General features: G+C 60.3%; 11 protein-coding genes. All 11 read right to left on the bottom strand.

The features are described from left to right. Nucleotides 1–167 precede the first annotated feature (167 nt). The 11 genes from ACQ4OE_RS10670 to ACQ4OE_RS10620 all read right to left on the bottom strand — a co-directional run bounded on the left by ACQ4OE_RS10670 (nt 168) and on the right by ACQ4OE_RS10620 (nt 15093). Complete coding sequence (locus tag ACQ4OE_RS10670; protein ID WP_003221835.1) at nt 168–824, bottom strand: alginate O-acetyltransferase AlgF; 657 nt, start codon at nt 822–824, stop codon at nt 168–170. A 14-nt stretch (nt 825–838) separates the two neighbouring features. After that, nucleotides 839–2014, bottom strand: a complete 1176-nt coding sequence (locus ACQ4OE_RS10665) for an alginate O-acetyltransferase (RefSeq protein WP_430946616.1) — start codon at nt 2012–2014, stop codon at nt 839–841. A gap of 10 nt (nt 2015–2024) precedes the next feature. Further along, the gene (locus ACQ4OE_RS10660) at nt 2025–3590 is read right to left on the bottom strand and encodes an MBOAT family O-acyltransferase (RefSeq protein ID WP_105705580.1); all 1566 of its coding nucleotides are present in this window, start codon (nt 3588–3590) and stop codon (nt 2025–2027) included. 187 nt (nt 3591–3777) lie between these two features. Beyond that, nucleotides 3778–4902 carry a mannuronate-specific alginate lyase gene (locus ACQ4OE_RS10655; RefSeq protein WP_122595066.1) on the bottom strand — a complete coding sequence of 375 codons (1125 nt, stop codon included), beginning with the start codon at nt 4900–4902 and terminating at the stop codon, nt 3778–3780. An 8-nt stretch (nt 4903–4910) separates the two neighbouring features. Beyond that, nucleotides 4911–6371: an alginate O-acetyltransferase gene (locus ACQ4OE_RS10650; protein ID WP_430946615.1), complete on the bottom strand. Its 1461-nt coding sequence runs from the start codon at nt 6369–6371 to the stop codon at nt 4911–4913. 10 nt (nt 6372–6381) lie between these two features. Then, a complete protein-coding gene (gene algG / locus ACQ4OE_RS10645; RefSeq protein WP_430946614.1) occupies nt 6382–7968 on the bottom strand; it encodes a mannuronan 5-epimerase AlgG in 1587 nt (528 codons plus the stop codon). Nucleotides 7969–7994: 26 nt separating this feature from the next. Next, a complete protein-coding gene (locus ACQ4OE_RS10640) occupies nt 7995–9476 on the bottom strand; it encodes an alginate export family protein (RefSeq protein WP_430946613.1) in 1482 nt (493 codons plus the stop codon). Further along, nucleotides 9473–10981 (bottom strand): alginate biosynthesis TPR repeat lipoprotein AlgK, encoded by a 1509-nt coding sequence (gene algK / locus ACQ4OE_RS10635; protein ID WP_430946612.1) that lies wholly within the window; start codon nt 10979–10981, stop codon nt 9473–9475. Before algK ends, ACQ4OE_RS10640 begins: the two co-directional genes overlap by 4 nt. A gap of 9 nt (nt 10982–10990) precedes the next feature. After that, nucleotides 10991–12160 (bottom strand): PilZ domain-containing protein, encoded by a 1170-nt coding sequence (locus ACQ4OE_RS10630; protein WP_430946611.1) that lies wholly within the window; start codon nt 12158–12160, stop codon nt 10991–10993. Between the two features lie 35 nt (nt 12161–12195). Beyond that, entirely contained in the window at nt 12196–13677 is a 1482-nt protein-coding gene (gene alg8, locus ACQ4OE_RS10625) for a mannuronan synthase (protein ID WP_163005317.1), read from the bottom strand. Nucleotides 13678–13776: 99 nt separating this feature from the next. After that, nucleotides 13777–15093, bottom strand: a complete 1317-nt coding sequence (locus ACQ4OE_RS10620) for a nucleotide sugar dehydrogenase (RefSeq protein WP_008087506.1) — start codon at nt 15091–15093, stop codon at nt 13777–13779. Nucleotides 15094–15107: the final 14 nt, after the last annotated feature.

Raw genomic sequence — 15107 nt, 5'->3', positions numbered from 1 at the left:
GTTTCACTCTTGTTTTTGTTTCGTACCCGAACTGACAACCCGGTCAAGGGTGGGAGCGAGCCTGCTCGCGAAAGCGGCGTATCAGTCGACATTGATGTTGGATGTCAGACCGTATTCGCGAGCAGGCTCGCTCCCACATGGGGGACTGCGTCAGTTCGGAAAATTTGTTAGCGAGTCGATACCGGGCGTTTCACCCAGACTGGCGACAGGCTGCTGCCGCTGCCGGTGACGTACAGCACCGCTGCTTCACCGCGCTCAAGGGCGACTGGTTTTACGTCGCCGACTTTCTTGTCACCTTCGTACAGCGCCAGGCTGACTTTCACCGGGTTGATTTCACGTTCGCCACGGCCCTTGGCGGCCACGTTCGGCACCACGTCGGTCTTGCCGTCAGCGGTCTTCAGGGTCAGCGGTTTGTCGCTGAGGTTCTGCACGCGCACCAGGGATTTCTGCTTGTTCTTGAACGGCGGTTCTTCGATCAGTTGCGGCGCGCCGGAAGCGTTGTTGACCAGGGTGTAGTAGTGGTCACCGGCGAGTTTCACCGGCAGGGTCTGGCTGCCGACCTTGGCGCTGTAATCACCACCCGGCATGAAGCTGAAATCGCTGCTGGCCAGTGGCGCAACGTCGCTCAGGTTGGTGCTGCCGACAGTGGCGCTGACTTCAGCGTTGCTGGCGTTGTAGACACGCACGAAGGTCGAGCCTTTCGGTGCGGTCGGGCCGTACAGCGCGGCGTCACCACCGGCGAAAGCTTGAACCGACAACACGCTCAGACCTGCAACCAGTGCAATGCGTTTTGCGAGACGACGAGGAGTAGTAGTGAAAGTCATGGTGTACCTCTCTTTCAGTTTTGCGCCCGATCGGGCGTCTCGGATTTAGTGTTGATTGCTACGTTTTGTTGGCGCGCGCCGGCTTGTTTAAGCTCTGCGACCCACTGCGGGTCGGCGTCGCCGATTTCGTTGTTCACAGGCAGATAACGTTCAGGAAACTCCCAGATCAGCACCTGTGGCGGGCTGTTCTTGAAGTCATCGCTTTTCAGGTAGCTGAGCATCGGCAGGATCGGGCCGTGGCCGTCTTCGGCGTAGCTCACCACGTCGCTGTGCAGCGCTTGTTTCAGTGCACCGACGAAGTTCCAGTTGGGGTTGGCGCTGTAGCTGGTGCCGACCAGTGCCACCGGCACTTCATTGCTGGCGAACAGCGCGTCGTCACCGGCAGGCTGATCGCCGGCCGCGACGGTGTTGCGCTTTTGCAGGGGCTCTTGCGCCGGCATCAGGTTTTCGAACAGCGGATCGAGCGGCAGGAACAAGCGCAGATCGCCCTTGTGCGTGACCTTCTCGGCTGGCGTGGTGACGAAGCGCTGCGGCTCGCCGCTGAGCGGGAACTTGTCGGCGATGGTTTTCGCCAGCGTGTTGGCCGCGATCTCGGCGCCTTCCGGCGTCCAGTGCGTGTCGGTGCGCAGGAACACTTGTTCACCGCTCTGCTTGGCCTGCTGGAACGGCTTGAGCAGGTCAGGGGCGAGGATCTTGTCGGCGGCTACACGAGCATGGAAATCCTGATAGAGATTTTCGTGGATGCTCGAAGGTTTCACTTCACCCAGATGCTCCGGGTACAGACGAACCTTGGCCGGCACGATCGCCATCACCAGTTTCACGCCTTTCTCTTTCAGGGTCTGGCGCACGCCTTCGACCAGCGCGTAGTTGCCTTGCAGGTTCAGCTCTTCGTTGACGATCGGGTTGAATTCCTCATCGCTGTACAACCACTGATCGCGACCGAGCACCACGCCCGGACGACCTTCGTTGAACAGTTTGAAATCCAGCGCGGCCCAGAGGTTGGTGCCCAGACGCTTGATCGGGAATTGATCGTCGTAGTGCGTTTCCACAGCCTTGGTCCAACGGCCGTTGAGCACGGTCGCCTCGGCATTGGTGCTGAAGCCGAAAAAGCTGCGAACCGACCACAGACCAAGGACCAACAGGGTCACCAGGAACAGGGCGATGTAGAAGATGCGTAATGAGCGGGTCATGTCAGATCCCTCAGAACTGGAAGTAAAGGAACGGCGAGAAGCTTTGCGCCGAGAGTTTGAGAATCGAGGCGATGAACAGCAGCAGGATCAGGCCGCGCATCACATAACGGGACCAGTCCGCGCTCCAGTAGGCCGGTTGCACCTGGGCTTCGACGCCCACGGTGTAGCCTGGCTCGTGGATGCTTGCCGGGTTTTCGCCAGGCGCTGCTTTGATCATTCCCGGAGTTGCCGTGGCAGGGCCGTTGGCCTCAACGTTGACTTCAGGTTTGGTCTTGGCCGGCGGCTGGTTGGTGTACAGATCGCGCAGACCGAAGAACGCCAGCGTTACGTACGCCACCACGAGGGTCGCCACTTGCAGACCGGTGAGGCTGGCCTGATTGAGTTCCGACAGCGACCATTCACCGAAGCTGAACATTGCGCCGTACATACGACCGGCAACGTGCAGGTTCTCTGCGCGGAAGATCACCCAGCCCATGACCACGAGCAGGAAGGTCAGCGCCCAGCGGATCGGGTTGAGGCTGCGTGGCGAGGTGTTCAGGCCCAGCGCTTTTTCAATCGCCAGCCACATGCCGTGCCAGGCGCCCCAGACGATGTAGGTGATGTTCGCGCCGTGCCACAGACCACCGAGGAGCATGGTCAGGAACAGGTTGCGATAGGTCATCAGCGTGCCTTTACGGTTACCGCCGAGGGTGATGTACAGATAGTCACGCAGCCAGGTCGACAGGCTGATGTGCCAGCGGCGCCAGAACTCGGTGATCGACTGGCTGATGTACGGCTGTTTGAAGTTTTCCATGAAGCGGAAACCCATCATCAGGCCCAGACCAATGGCCATGTCGCTGTAACCGGAGAAGTCGAAATACAGCTGCGCGGTGTACGCCAGTGCGCCGAGCCAGGCATCGCCAGTGGTCGGGTTTTGCAGGGCGAAACAATGGTCGGCGACCACCGCGAGGGTGTCGGCGATAAAGACCTTTTTGATGAAACCCTGCATGAACCGCGTGCAGCCCTCGGAGAACTTGTCGAGGGTGTGCGTGCGGTTGTTGAACTGGTCGGCGAGGTCGCGGAAACGCAGCACCGGGCCGGCAATCAAGTGCGGGAAGATCGCTACGAAGGCGGCGAAGTCGATCAGGTTGCGCGTGGCCGGGGTGTCGCCGCGATACACGTCGATGATGTAGCTGATCGATTCGAAAATGTAGAACGAGATACCGATCGGCAGCAGCACGTGGGTAAGGATGAACGGCTCAAGACCGACCGACGTCATCATCGCGTTGATGCTGTCGACGCCGAAGTTGGCGTACTTGAAGTAGCCGAGGATGCACAGATCCACCGCGACACCGAGCAGCAGCCAGCGCTGCGCCGGTTTGGTCCGCACACCGGCGGCACCGACTTTGAGGCCGATCCAGTAGTTCCACAGCGTGACGGCGGCGAATAGCGCGAGGAAGTCCACACGCCACCAGGCATAGAACACGTAGCTGGCAATCAGCAGCAGCAGGTTGCGATAGCGTTGCCCGCTCAAGTAGTACAAGCCGAGAAAGATCGGCAAGAACAGAAACAGGAACACGTTGGATGAAAATACCATCCCGATCTCTCCATGTTTGAACCAACAGTCAAGGGCCAAAGCCCCCCCAAACCCCCCGTGGTAGTGGAGGGGTGTGATCGTTCCCACGCTCTGCGTGGGAATGCCTCTTGTGACGCTCTGCGTCACGCTTTGGGACGCAGAGCGTCCCGTGCTGCATTCCCACGCAGAGCGTGGGAACGATCAGCGACTAACTGCCTTTGTTGCCCTTTTCATGGGACGGGTCGTAGACCTTGGTCAGGTCGCCGCCGAGGCGGAAGGTCTTGAACGGCTGCATGCCGCGCTTCTTCTCGATGACATCCGGCGCACAGGTGTAGAGGGTGCAGAACGGTTCGAGCCAGGCGAATTTCATGTCCTCTTTCAAGTCGGTCATGTCCTGCTCTTTGCCGTTCTTCTTCTCGAATTCATCCGGGTCTTTCACCCCCGACAACACCCGATCACCCAGACGCTTCAGCGCGCCATTGTTTTCCTGACGCAAATCCACACCGTTGACCTGGGCGAAACTGGCGATCATCGCCAGCGGCGGCAGGGCGTAGTTGTGATAGGCGAGGGCGCGTTGCTGGCGCTTGAGTTCGTTCGGCAGGAAGCCATCGGCATCAACTTGATTGGCGCCAACCTTGTATTCCTTCACCGCCCAATCAAACAGATCGCGGCGGTTGGTCGCGACCGAGGTCGCCATCACCGACCAGGCAGCCCAGTAAGAGTGGTTGTTGGTTTTTTCCAGCGGCAGGTTGTCCCAATCACTGACCACCTGATCGGCCATTTTGCTGAACCACGCCTCGATCACCTGCGCTTCCTGCTGATGCTGCGCCAGCGGATGCGAATCGGAGAATTTCAGGCGAATGTAGGAAGAGGCCATGCTGCCCAGCGCCCATTTGCGCATCGACTTGCCGGTGTGGTTGAAGTCTTTGGACATCAACGCATCGGCCTTGGCCCACGCGGTCAGCCAGTTCAGCGTGCAATCGAGCTGCTCCGGACGACCGTCGCGCATGAACTGCATTACTCGTTTGGCGGTGCCGCGTTCCAGCGTGGTGATGTCTTTGGTGGTGTCGCGGAAGGCCTTTTCCGACTGCACGTTCAGGGTCGAACGGGCCTTGTCCGAGCCTTCGTATTTGCTGCGAAATTGCAGCGGGCCGGTGTACGGCGCCGGCATCGCATCACAGCCTTCGCTGTGGTCGCCGGTCTTGAATTTATCCACAGGCGCGAAATAGCCCTGAGGTGGACGCAGTGGCGCGGCGGCCTGAGTCGCCCCGGCGAACATCGCCAGGCTCAGCAGCGTCGGTGCCAACAGATTTTTGAGTTTCGGATTTCGCATAGCAGACCTCATTGCCCGACCTGAGCGGTTTGTGGCCCAGCGCCCGGGAATACGTTGCGTTTGCAGATTTTCGCTTCGACTTTTTGTGGCGCGGTGCCCGCTTCCGGGCCCTGAACTTCGACCGCCAGCAGGTTTTGCGAGGCCCAGTCTTCGTCCGTGCGCAGCTCAAAGGCGAAACGACCGTCGGTGTCGGAGGTTTCCGGTTTCTCGATCTTGATGTCCTCGTGGCGACCGTTCATGTACCAGAGGGTGGCTTGCAGGGTTTTCACCGAAGGATCGGCGAAGCGGATGTCGACCTGATGGCTGCTGTTCTGCAGGTTCAGGTTCTTGCTGTTGACCAGCAGTTCTTGTTTGCCGCCCGGCTTGAGCGTGGTGCTCGCGGTCATCTGGGCGTCTTTGCCTTCGCAGCCGTTGTCGAGCAGGGACATCATCTGGCGATAGATGGTTTCCTGGTCGAGGCGGTACAGCGGCGAGAATTCCCAGATGAGAATTTTCGGCGGAGTCTTCTGGAATTCGTCGCTGCCGAGGTACTGCAACATCGAACCTTCCAGACCGCCGCCGGGGAAGGCGACGTTGAGAATGTCAGCGCCGATGGCCTCTTCGAGGAAGCCGGCGAAGTTGTAGTTCTTGCCGCTGTGCGACGTGCCGACGAGGGTGATTTGCGGATTGCCGGAATCACCGAACAGGTCGCCATCACCGGCCTCGCCCTTAGGCTCGGTGGTGAACTGATCCATGTACTGAATCGCGTAACTGGTGCCGCACAGTTGCCCGGCCATGTTGTGCAGGGTGCCGGTCTTGCCCATGCGCCCGGAGCGCTTGGTTTCGAATTCACGCTTGGGCACGTCGGCGAAGGCCGGGATCTGCTTGACCTTCTCGGCAACGATTTTCGCCGTGCGCTGCGCGCCGTATGGCGTCCAGTGCTGGTCGCCACGGAAGTAGAAGTCGTGAGCGGGCAGGGTGTCCGGCAGCGATTCGTTGGTCAGCGGCGACAGGTCCGGCACGACGTAACCCATCTTGGCGAAACGGCCGAGCATGGTCTTGTAGTTGCCCAGCGCTTTCTCGTAATCGAACGCGGCTTTTTCCTGCGGGTTGAGCTTGTTGCGGTTCACCAGGCCACGGGTCGGCTGGTAAACGATCACCAGCTCAACGCCTTTGGCCTTGAACGCATCGTGCAGTTGTTGCAGACGTTTGTAACCTGCCGGGGTGGTGTCGAACTCGGTGCGCAGGTCTTCCTGCGTCCGGAACAACCAGTCGCCTTGTGCCTGCACCAGGGTGGTGAAGTTCTGCTGATAACGCGTGGTGTAGTTCTTCGCGTCATGGGCAGCCGGGCACAGGTTGCAGCACGGTTCGGCGCTGAACTTCGGCGGCGTGGCGGCAGCGCTTTCATCGGCACGGGCGCCGTTGCTGGCCGCGAGAATGCCCACGGTCAGGGCCGACAGGCTGAGTAATTTGATCAAGTGTGGGTGCATAAAATTATCCTCAGTCCTGCATTTCGGTCTGGCGTTCGACAGGGTCGATCAGCACGGCTTTCTGCTGGCGCACCAACAGGTCGAGAATTTCATCCTGGCGCTCGCCGAGGATGCCGTTGAAGCTGATGCCGCTGGATTTGGTCGGCGCCAGCATCGACACGCGATACAGCTCGACGCTCAAAGGCGAATCGATCGACAGCGGGCCGCTGCCGTTGGCCGCCAGTTCACCGCCAACGACGATCAGCGACACCTGCGCATCGAACGGGTCGAGCTTGATGTCACGGTCGGTGTCGGTGAGGTCTTTGATGTGGCCGTAAACGCCAGTCAAACCGTTGGCCATGGCGACGTTTTCGTAGAGGCGAATGTTCACGCTGTTACGAATGCGGATGCCGTGGCGCTTGTTGCTGATGACCTTGTTGCCCCACAGCAGGTTGTCGGCGGACTCGTAAAGCGTGATGCCGTCGGTGTGGTTCTTGTAGATCTCGTTGTAGGCAATGATGTTGTTGACGCTGTTCCGGTCGATCACCAGGCCCGAGAGGTGGTTGTCGAAGCTCTTGTTGTTGAAGATGAAGCTGTCGTTGACCTCACGGGAAATGATGATCCCGTGCTTCTTCTTCGTGCCGTGCACGGTGTTCTCGGCAATGATCAGGCCGTGGGAACGGTCGTGCGGGTCGATGCCGTAAACGATGTTGTCTTTGTAGGTGTTGCCCTTGACCACGAAGTCGCGGGTCTCGTAGCAGTAGAAGCCGTACCACATGTCGGAGAACTCGGAGCCGACGATCCAGCCTGTCGGTTCAGGACGCTTGAGCACCTTGGCCATGTTCGGCGTGTACTGGGAAATACTCACGCCGTACGACTTACTGTTGGCGTAACCGAAACTGGCCATCTTGCTGTTGACGATATAGGTCTCGGTGCCACCCCAGGCGAGCAGGAACGGGCGGAATTCCTTCGGCGAACGGAAGGTTGCCGGGCCTTTGTCCTTCTCGCGCCAGCCAGTGATCTTGGTATCACGCACGAACAACTGACCGTCGTTGACCAGGAACGAGCCGGCCTCTTGCGACAGGCGCAGTTCCTGGGTCTGGCCGTCGATTTCGAGGATGCCTTTACGGCCGACGACGATTGGCAGCTTCGACAGGTACACGCCCGGCGAGGTCTCGCTGAAGTACTGCTTGGGCAGCTTCTTCGCCAGATCCTTGAGGTTGATGTAGCCGTCGTCGACGAAGATCGCCTGCGGGATGCCGTGCTGACGCACCACCCATTCGGCCATCTTGTTGTCGCCGCCGATAAAGTCCTTCAGCGCGTCTTCCTGCATCATCCGGCGCACGCTGATCTTGCCCGGTTTGCTGCGGACGATTTTCGCCGCAGCGGCTTCGGCGGTGAAGCCGGACAGGTCAGGCAATTTCGGCGCGGCCAGATTCAGCGCGTCGGTTGGCGCGCTGCTGACGGTGTAGGTCTTGGCTTGTTGCAGCTCTTTGGCCACGGTGGCCGGCTTGCCCGATTGAGGGGCCGCCGGTTCCACGCTGGCGAAGGCGCCGGCGCTGGCCAGCAGCATCGCGCCGGCCAGCAGGCTGAGTGAGCCTATCCTGGTGCTGATCATGTCGGGCACTCCCTTGGCGGTTTGCATCAGAAGCGCCAGATCACGTCGATGAACGCGCGGTGCATGTACGAATCAACCTGCTTGCCGTAGGCATCGCCCGGTTTGAATACACCGCCACGGAAGCGCACGAGGGCCGAAGGCTCGTCGATCGACTGGCTCAACGCCGCCGGCAACAGGCCTTGCTTGAAGTACTTGGTGACGACCAGGTCCATCTCCTGACCGAGATCCTTGTTGCCGTCTTCAAGCGGCAGCGAGGTGCTGGAAAGGATCGCGCCGGTGACGTCGTCGGTGTTGTTTTCCACGGCGTTGATGCCGTTGCTGCCGACTGGCTTGTTGCCGTCGACGCGCCAGAATTTGTGGTAGATCAGGCTGGCGTCGTATTCGTCGTTGACCATCCACGAACCGAACAGGGTCGCGGTCTGCATGTTGTTCATTTCGCCACGGAACGCTTCGCCGAAACGGTGAACGCGCGAACGCGTGCCGGTGTAGTTGGAGCGGTTGCTCTCCAGACCGTTCTGCTCGTAATCGGCGCTGGCGCGGGCATAGGCACCGCCGACTTGCCATTGCGGATCGAGGCGCAGACGTACACCGATGTCGGTGGCCCAGCCGTTGACGTCATCGCTGCGCTTGGCTTGTGCCGGGCGCGACCCGTCGGCATTCAGCGCGTTGACCGTGTCGCGGTCGCCGCTCATGCCGGTGATGCTGCCCCAGTAATTGACGGTGTTGGTGTTGCGCCAGTTGTAGGCGTCGCTGTCGGCGGTCAGGCCGAGCCAGCTGATGTCGCCGTTCTCGGTTTTATCCAGCGAGTCGCGCGCCACACCCGGTTCGGCGTAATCGAGTTTTCCGTCATCGTGGGTGTGATGACCGCGAATCCCGACCCATTGCCCCGGCGTCCACTGGTAAGCGGCGTCGGCGTAGGCGTGCAGGCGATCCTTGTCTTTCGGCGCCAGCTCTTTGAGGTCGGTGCGGTATTCGCTGAAGCGTTCGGCGACACCGGCGTTGGCGCGCAGCAGGGTGGTGTCGAAGGTCCAGTTCAGCGCTTCGATGTTGGTGTCGCGCCATTGGCCGTCGTCATTGCGCAGACGCTGGCGACCGAACTTGAACATTTCGCCCGGGTACGGGGTGAGGCCGCTGTAGCCGACCCAGAACTCGCGCATCGCCAGGTAGTTTTTCTTGGTTTTGCGATCACCGCTGTCGGTGGTTTGTTCACCGTCGGATTGTTGCAGGGTGTCGGTTTCGATGATGTCGGTCGAGGTCACGGCCTGGCCCATGGCGTAAGCGCTCCACGCGCCGCTTTCGCCGTAGATCCACGGACGCAGGTCGAGGCCGACGCCGTTGACGTCGCCGCCGCTGGCGGTGCCGAGGTCGCGGTCGTCTTCGGACTGGCCGGTGACTTTAACTTCGAGGCCGAAGTTCTTGGTTTCAGTCATCGCGGCCAGTGTCGGGCAAGACCAGATCAGCGCGAAAGTGAGGCCAATACCGGCCTTCACGAATGGGTTCAACTTCATAATTTTTCCTCGCCGTCTTCTTCTTGCAGGGCGTGCAGTTGCAGCGTGTTCTGGTTCAGAGCGCCACGGCTGGCTTGCTCCTGTTGCAGCAGACGTTGGGCTTCGGCCAGACGCTCGGGCGGCAATTGCGCGGCGAGGGTGGTCGCCAGCTCATCGGCTTGCGGGGTGTTTTGCGCCTTGGCCAGTTGGCTGAAGACGTAGGCGTTGACCGGGTCGGGCTGGGTGCCCTTGCCTTGGGAAAACAGCTGGGCGATGGCGAAATCGGCGCTGTTCTGGCCGTTGCGCGCAGCGGTCAGCAAGTGGTCGAGCGCTTTCTGCGGATAGACCTTGCCGAGGTAGCCTCGGCGATAGATCTGGCCGAGGTAGTAGTCGGCGGCGACTTCGCGGCCAACGGCTTTCTGGAAATGTTCTTCGGCGACTTTGGCGTCGGCCGGGACCATTTTGCCTTCGTAGTAGAGCTTGCCCAGCAACAGTTCGGCGCGCGGCTGGTCGGCGGCGCGGCCGTTGTCGAGGTACTTCATCATCTGATCGACGTCGCCCAGTTCGGGATAGTCGTAAAGCAATTGCGCGAGGGTGACCCACGACGCCGGGTAGCCCGGAGCGATCGGCTCAAGCAGCGACTGCGCGGTTTTTTCGTCGGGCTTGCCCAGGGTCGAATCGGCCAGTACACGGGCCACGGAATCGACGCGCTGTGCGGTGACGGTGCCACGGCTGTAACCGGCCTGCATCTGCTTGATCAGCTCGGCTTGTTGCTCAGGCTGCGCGCGTTTCTGGTACACGGTGGCCAGTTCGACGTAGCAGACGTCGGTGGTGTTGATCGCGGCTTTGCAGATCTTTTCCACGTCATCCAGATGCTGGTCGTAGGTGCCTTGGGTGCGATACAGCAGCACTTGGGCCAGACCCGCTTCCGGGTAACCGGATTTGCGCCACTGATCGATCTGCTGCTGGGCGTTGATGTTGGGGAAGCTGTGCGGGTATTGCAGGTACAGCATCGCCAGCGGGATCAACGTGTTGCCTTCGCCATTGGCGGCGGCTTTTTTCAGCAGGCTTTCGGCTTCCTGATGCTCGGCTTCGGTGGAACCCGGTTTGGCCACCAGCAAGCGGCCCAGACGCGCCTGAGCACGCGGCGAAACACTGGCGGCGGCGCGGTAAGTCGCTTCGGCCTGTTTCATTTGCTCAGGGTCGCGGCTGTCGACCTGGATATCGGCCAGACCGACTTGCGCCTCGCTGTAACCGAGATCGGCCAGTTGCTGATAATTCTGCGCGGCGGTGGCGGTGTCGCCACGCTTGAGCGCTTCGTTGGCCAGACGCTGATCGGGCAGGCCGGCACAACCGGCCAGAGACACTGCCAGCGCCAGCGAGCACACCACTAGTCCCATGTGGGAGCGAGTCTGCTCGCGAAGCAGTCGACTCGGTACATCAGACAAACCGTGCTGACCCTTTCGCGAGCAGGCTCGCTCCCACAGGGTCAGCGGTGTGTTGAAGATATGAGTAGTCACAGGCATGTCCTCGACTTAAAGACCGGCAGCCATGGCTTTGTCGATCAGCCAGTTCAGGTTCGGACCACGGTCGCTGTTCACTTCCACCGGGCGACCGGCGAGGCTGCTGTCGAGCGGCTCGTCAGGCTTTATCTGCACGCGGATGTCGGAGGACAGGTCTTCACTTTTCAGGCTGGTGCTGCTGACGATCTTGCCGGTGCGGGTCTTGTCTTCGCCGGCGATCTGGAAGCTCACCGGAGTACCCGGGCGCACGTCGCCGAACTGGCGATAGGAGAAGCGCGCATCAACGTTGGCCAGGGTGTTGCGCGGCACCAGTTGGAAAATCACGTCGCCCTTGCTCGCGTATTGACCGTCAGCCACCAGTTGCTGGGCCACGGTGCAATCGCACGGCGAAGTCAGGGTGCCGGTCATTTGCTTGCCGAACAGTTCTTCAACCTTGGCCGGGGACAGTTGATCTTCTTCCAGATGGCCCTTGAGGACGTCGAGCATGCTGGTGCTGAAGGTCGCCAGTGGCGCGCCCTTCGCGGCGACGCCGTCGGACTTGACCAGACTCTGCACGGTGCCGTCGCGCGGCATGGTGATGTTCATCCCCGGCACGCTGACCAGGCCGGCCTGCGCGTGGCTGACGAAGTACATGCCGTACACCGATTTGAAAATGAAACCCGCCGCAACCAGACCGATGACAAACACACCGGCGCTGAACGTCACGGCCTTCAAGCGACCGAACGGGGTCATGCCAGAGCCGCCGTCCTTGACCTTGCGCGCCTTGGTGAAGTTATCGCGCTGCAGGGTCGCCAGCACTTCACCGATGCTGACGATGTCGCCGGCCAGGTGCGAAGTGATCAAGTGGCGCAGGGTGGAAATGTCCTGCTGCTCGAGGTTCTGGAACTGGCAACCGACGCGGCCGGTCGGGCGGTCGTAGGAACGCACTTGCAGTTCAACGTCCATCGCCAAGCCGAGGTTGTCGATGACGAATTGCAGACGCGCCTTGTACACCTCGCCGATGGTCAGCGGCATTTGCCCGGCGTTGAACGCCAGACCACCGGCGGACAGGTCGAGAACCCGCGCTTCAACCGGTGTCCGGTCGGGACCGAAGAAACGCAGTTTGGCCGGGATTTTCACACGGGCGTGTTGGCGCTGGGCTTCGGATTCATGCACTACGTTGGCGTTGACGGCGGTATTCATAGGGGCGATTTCCTTGTTAATTCAATAGGGGCGGGTCAGACCATCATCAGCAGCACGGCGACGAAAATGCTGCCGGCGGAGAAGGTCATGGTCCGAGACGACCAGGTGTTGAACCAACGTTGAAAGCTGGCGAGATCACGGGTCAGGGATGTGGGTTGGCGCGTCCAGGATTGTTGGTCGAGGCGGAAGAACACGTAGATCTTCACCAGCGCGCCGACGATCTGGTTGTAATAAAGAATCGCTGGGTAAGCCGGGCCGATGCGGTGACCGGAGCACGACAACAGCAGGGTCAGGATCAGGCGGGTGATGCCGATCCACAGCAGATAAACCAGGATGAACGCGGTGCCGTATTTGAAGCTGGCGATGATCGCCACGGTCAGGCCGAGCAAAGAGGTCCACATCGATACGCGCTGGTCGAACAGCACCACCGACGTGAAGGCGCCGAGGCGTTTCACACCCAGGCCCAGCGCTCGCGAGTTCTGGCGCAGGTTGTTGCCGTACCAGCGGAACATCAGTTTGCGGCTGGCCTTGATGAAGCTCTTTTCCGGCGGGTGTTCAACGGTGTTGATCGCCGCATCAGGCACGTAAAAGGTGTCGTAGCCCAGACGCATCAGGCTGAACCAGCTCGACTTGTCGTCGCCGGTCAAGAACTTGAAGCGGCCCAGACGCCAGTGTTGCAGCGAGTCGCTTTCAACGTCGGCGATGAATTCCGGATTGGTCACCACGGACGCTTTGAACACCGACATACGGCCAGTCATGGTCAGTACGCGCTTGGACAGGGCCATCGAGCACATGTTGATGTGGCGCTGGGCGAAACGCAGCTTGTGCCATTCGCTCATGATGTAGCCGCCGCGCACTTCGCAGAATTCGTTGGTGGTCAGGCCGCCGACGTTGCCGAACAGCTGGAACCACGGCACTGTTTTGCGCACGGTTCCTTCGCCGAGCACGGTGTCGCCATCGATCACGGCCACCACGGCGCGGTCGTCCGGCAGGTGACGGGAAATCGCGCGGAAACCGTAGGCCAGGCCATCACGTTTGCCGGTGCCGGGAATGCGCACGAAGTCGAGCTTGACGCGGTCGGGTGGATTCATCCGCGCCCACAGCGCCTTGACCAGCAGCTCATCGGACATTTCGACGATCGAGCAGACCACGGTGGTCGGCAGTTCGCAGTCGATGGCTTCGCGGATCACCGAGCTGTAGACCTGCGCCGTGGTCAGCGCGTCGATACGGAAACTGGTGACCATCAGGAACACATGCGACGGGTCCGCCGCTTTACCCAGCTTGCGCACTTTGCGGCGCAGGTGCGGGTAAACGATGTAGAGAAAAATCATGCCGCGCACAAAGTGCGTTGCACCCATCGAGTAGCGCCAGATACCCACGGCGCCAATCAGGAAAATGAAGTCCTTCGACTCGGAGTCGAATGTGGACGTGGGCAGCATCAAGGCCAGGCCCATCAGCAGACTGAGATAAAAAAGCCAGCCGGCGGATTGCAGAAAAAAATGTTTGAGCTTGCTCATCAACGTCATCCGAAGGTAAGAGAGGCTTCAAGTTGCAAGCTTCGAGCTGCAAGCAAATCGCTTTGACTTGCAGCTCGAAGCTTGTCGCTTGGCGCTGAGTTACCAGCAAATACCTTCGGTGCGAGTACCGGCGTCGGTGGCTTTGGCCATGAAGCCGACCAGGTCGATGACCTGTTTGCCGTGCGGCGCTTGTTGGGCCAGGGCACGGAATTTCTCGTCGCGGTTGCCGAGGATGATCACGTCGGAGTTATCGATCACCGAATCGAAGTCCGCGTTGAGCAGGGACGATACGTGGGGGATTTTCGACTCGATGTAGTCTTTGTTCGCGCCGTGAACACGGGCGTACTCGACGTTGCTGTCGTAGATGCTCAGGTCGTAACCCTTGCCGATCAGCATCTCGGCCAGCTCAACCAATGGGCTTTCGCGCAGGTCGTCGGTGCCGGCCTTGAAGCTCAAACCGAGCAGGGCGACTTTGCGCTTGTCGTGGCTTTCAACGATGTCGAAGGCGTTCTGCACTTGCGATTCGTTGCTGCGCATCAGCGAGTTGAGCAGCGGTGCTTCGACGTCCAGGGAGCCGGCGCGGTAGGTCAGGGCGCGCACGTCTTTCGGCAGGCACGAACCGCCGAAGGCGAAGCCCGGGCGCATGTAGTACTGGGACAGGTTAAGGGTCTTGTCCTGGCAGACCACTTCCATCACTTCGCGGCCATCGACGCCGACCGCTTTGGCGATGTTGCCGATCTCGTTGGCGAAGGTCACTTTGGTCGCGTGCCAGACGTTGCAGGTGTACTTGATCATCTCGGCAACGGCGATGTCCTTGCGGATGATCGGTGCGTCGAGTTCTTCGTACAGCGATTGCAGAACGTCGCCCGAAGCCTTGTCGAACTCGCCGATAACGGTCATCGGTGGCAGGTCGTAGTCGGCGATGGCGGTGGATTCACGCAGGAACTCAGGGTTGACCGCAACGCCGAAGTCGACACCGGCCTTCTTGCCCGAGCAGTCTTCGAGAATCGGGATCACCACGTTGGCGACGGTGCCCGGCAGTACAGTGCTGCGTACGACGATGGTGTGGCGGGTGGTTTTTTCACGCAGAACAAAACCGATCTCGCGGCACACGGCCTCGATGTAGTTCAGTTCGAGGTCACCGTTCTTCTTGCTTGGCGTACCGACGCAGATCATCGACAGGTCGGTGTCACGAATCGCTTCGGCGAAGTTGGTCGTGCCACGCAGACGACCGGTCTGAATACCCTGTTGCAGAAGTTCGCCCAGGCCCGGTTCAACAATGGGGGATTTGCCAGCGTTGATCATGTCGATCTTGTCTTTGGCAACATCGACGCCAACTACGTCATGGCCCCGTGCAGACAGGCAACCGGCACATACTGCGCCAACGTAACCCAAACCAAATATGCTGATGCGCATCGCAATTACCTCTG

The sequence above is a fragment of the Pseudomonas sp. WC2 genome, assembly GCF_050586545.1.
In the GTDB taxonomy this organism is placed as follows: domain Bacteria; phylum Pseudomonadota; class Gammaproteobacteria; order Pseudomonadales; family Pseudomonadaceae; genus Aquipseudomonas.
This window is presented reverse-complemented; position numbering and strand designations above follow the sequence as displayed.

Coding starts and splice junctions, on each gene's coding strand:
- ACQ4OE_RS10670 (WP_003221835.1), bottom strand. CDS start 824: ATGACTTTCACTACTACTCCTCGTCGTCTCGCAAAACGCATTGCACTG.
- ACQ4OE_RS10665 (WP_430946616.1), bottom strand. CDS start 2,014: ATGACCCGCTCATTACGCATCTTCTACATCGCCCTGTTCCTGGTGACC.
- ACQ4OE_RS10660 (WP_105705580.1), bottom strand. CDS start 3,590: ATGGTATTTTCATCCAACGTGTTCCTGTTTCTGTTCTTGCCGATCTTT.
- ACQ4OE_RS10655 (WP_122595066.1), bottom strand. CDS start 4,902: ATGCGAAATCCGAAACTCAAAAATCTGTTGGCACCGACGCTGCTGAGC.
- ACQ4OE_RS10650 (WP_430946615.1), bottom strand. CDS start 6,371: ATGCACCCACACTTGATCAAATTACTCAGCCTGTCGGCCCTGACCGTG.
- algG (WP_430946614.1), bottom strand. CDS start 7,968: ATGATCAGCACCAGGATAGGCTCACTCAGCCTGCTGGCCGGCGCGATG.
- ACQ4OE_RS10640 (WP_430946613.1), bottom strand. CDS start 9,476: ATGAAGTTGAACCCATTCGTGAAGGCCGGTATTGGCCTCACTTTCGCG.
- algK (WP_430946612.1), bottom strand. CDS start 10,981: ATGCCTGTGACTACTCATATCTTCAACACACCGCTGACCCTGTGGGAG.
- ACQ4OE_RS10630 (WP_430946611.1), bottom strand. CDS start 12,160: ATGAATACCGCCGTCAACGCCAACGTAGTGCATGAATCCGAAGCCCAG.
- alg8 (WP_163005317.1), bottom strand. CDS start 13,677: ATGAGCAAGCTCAAACATTTTTTTCTGCAATCCGCCGGCTGGCTTTTT.
- ACQ4OE_RS10620 (WP_008087506.1), bottom strand. CDS start 15,093: ATGCGCATCAGCATATTTGGTTTGGGTTACGTTGGCGCAGTATGTGCC.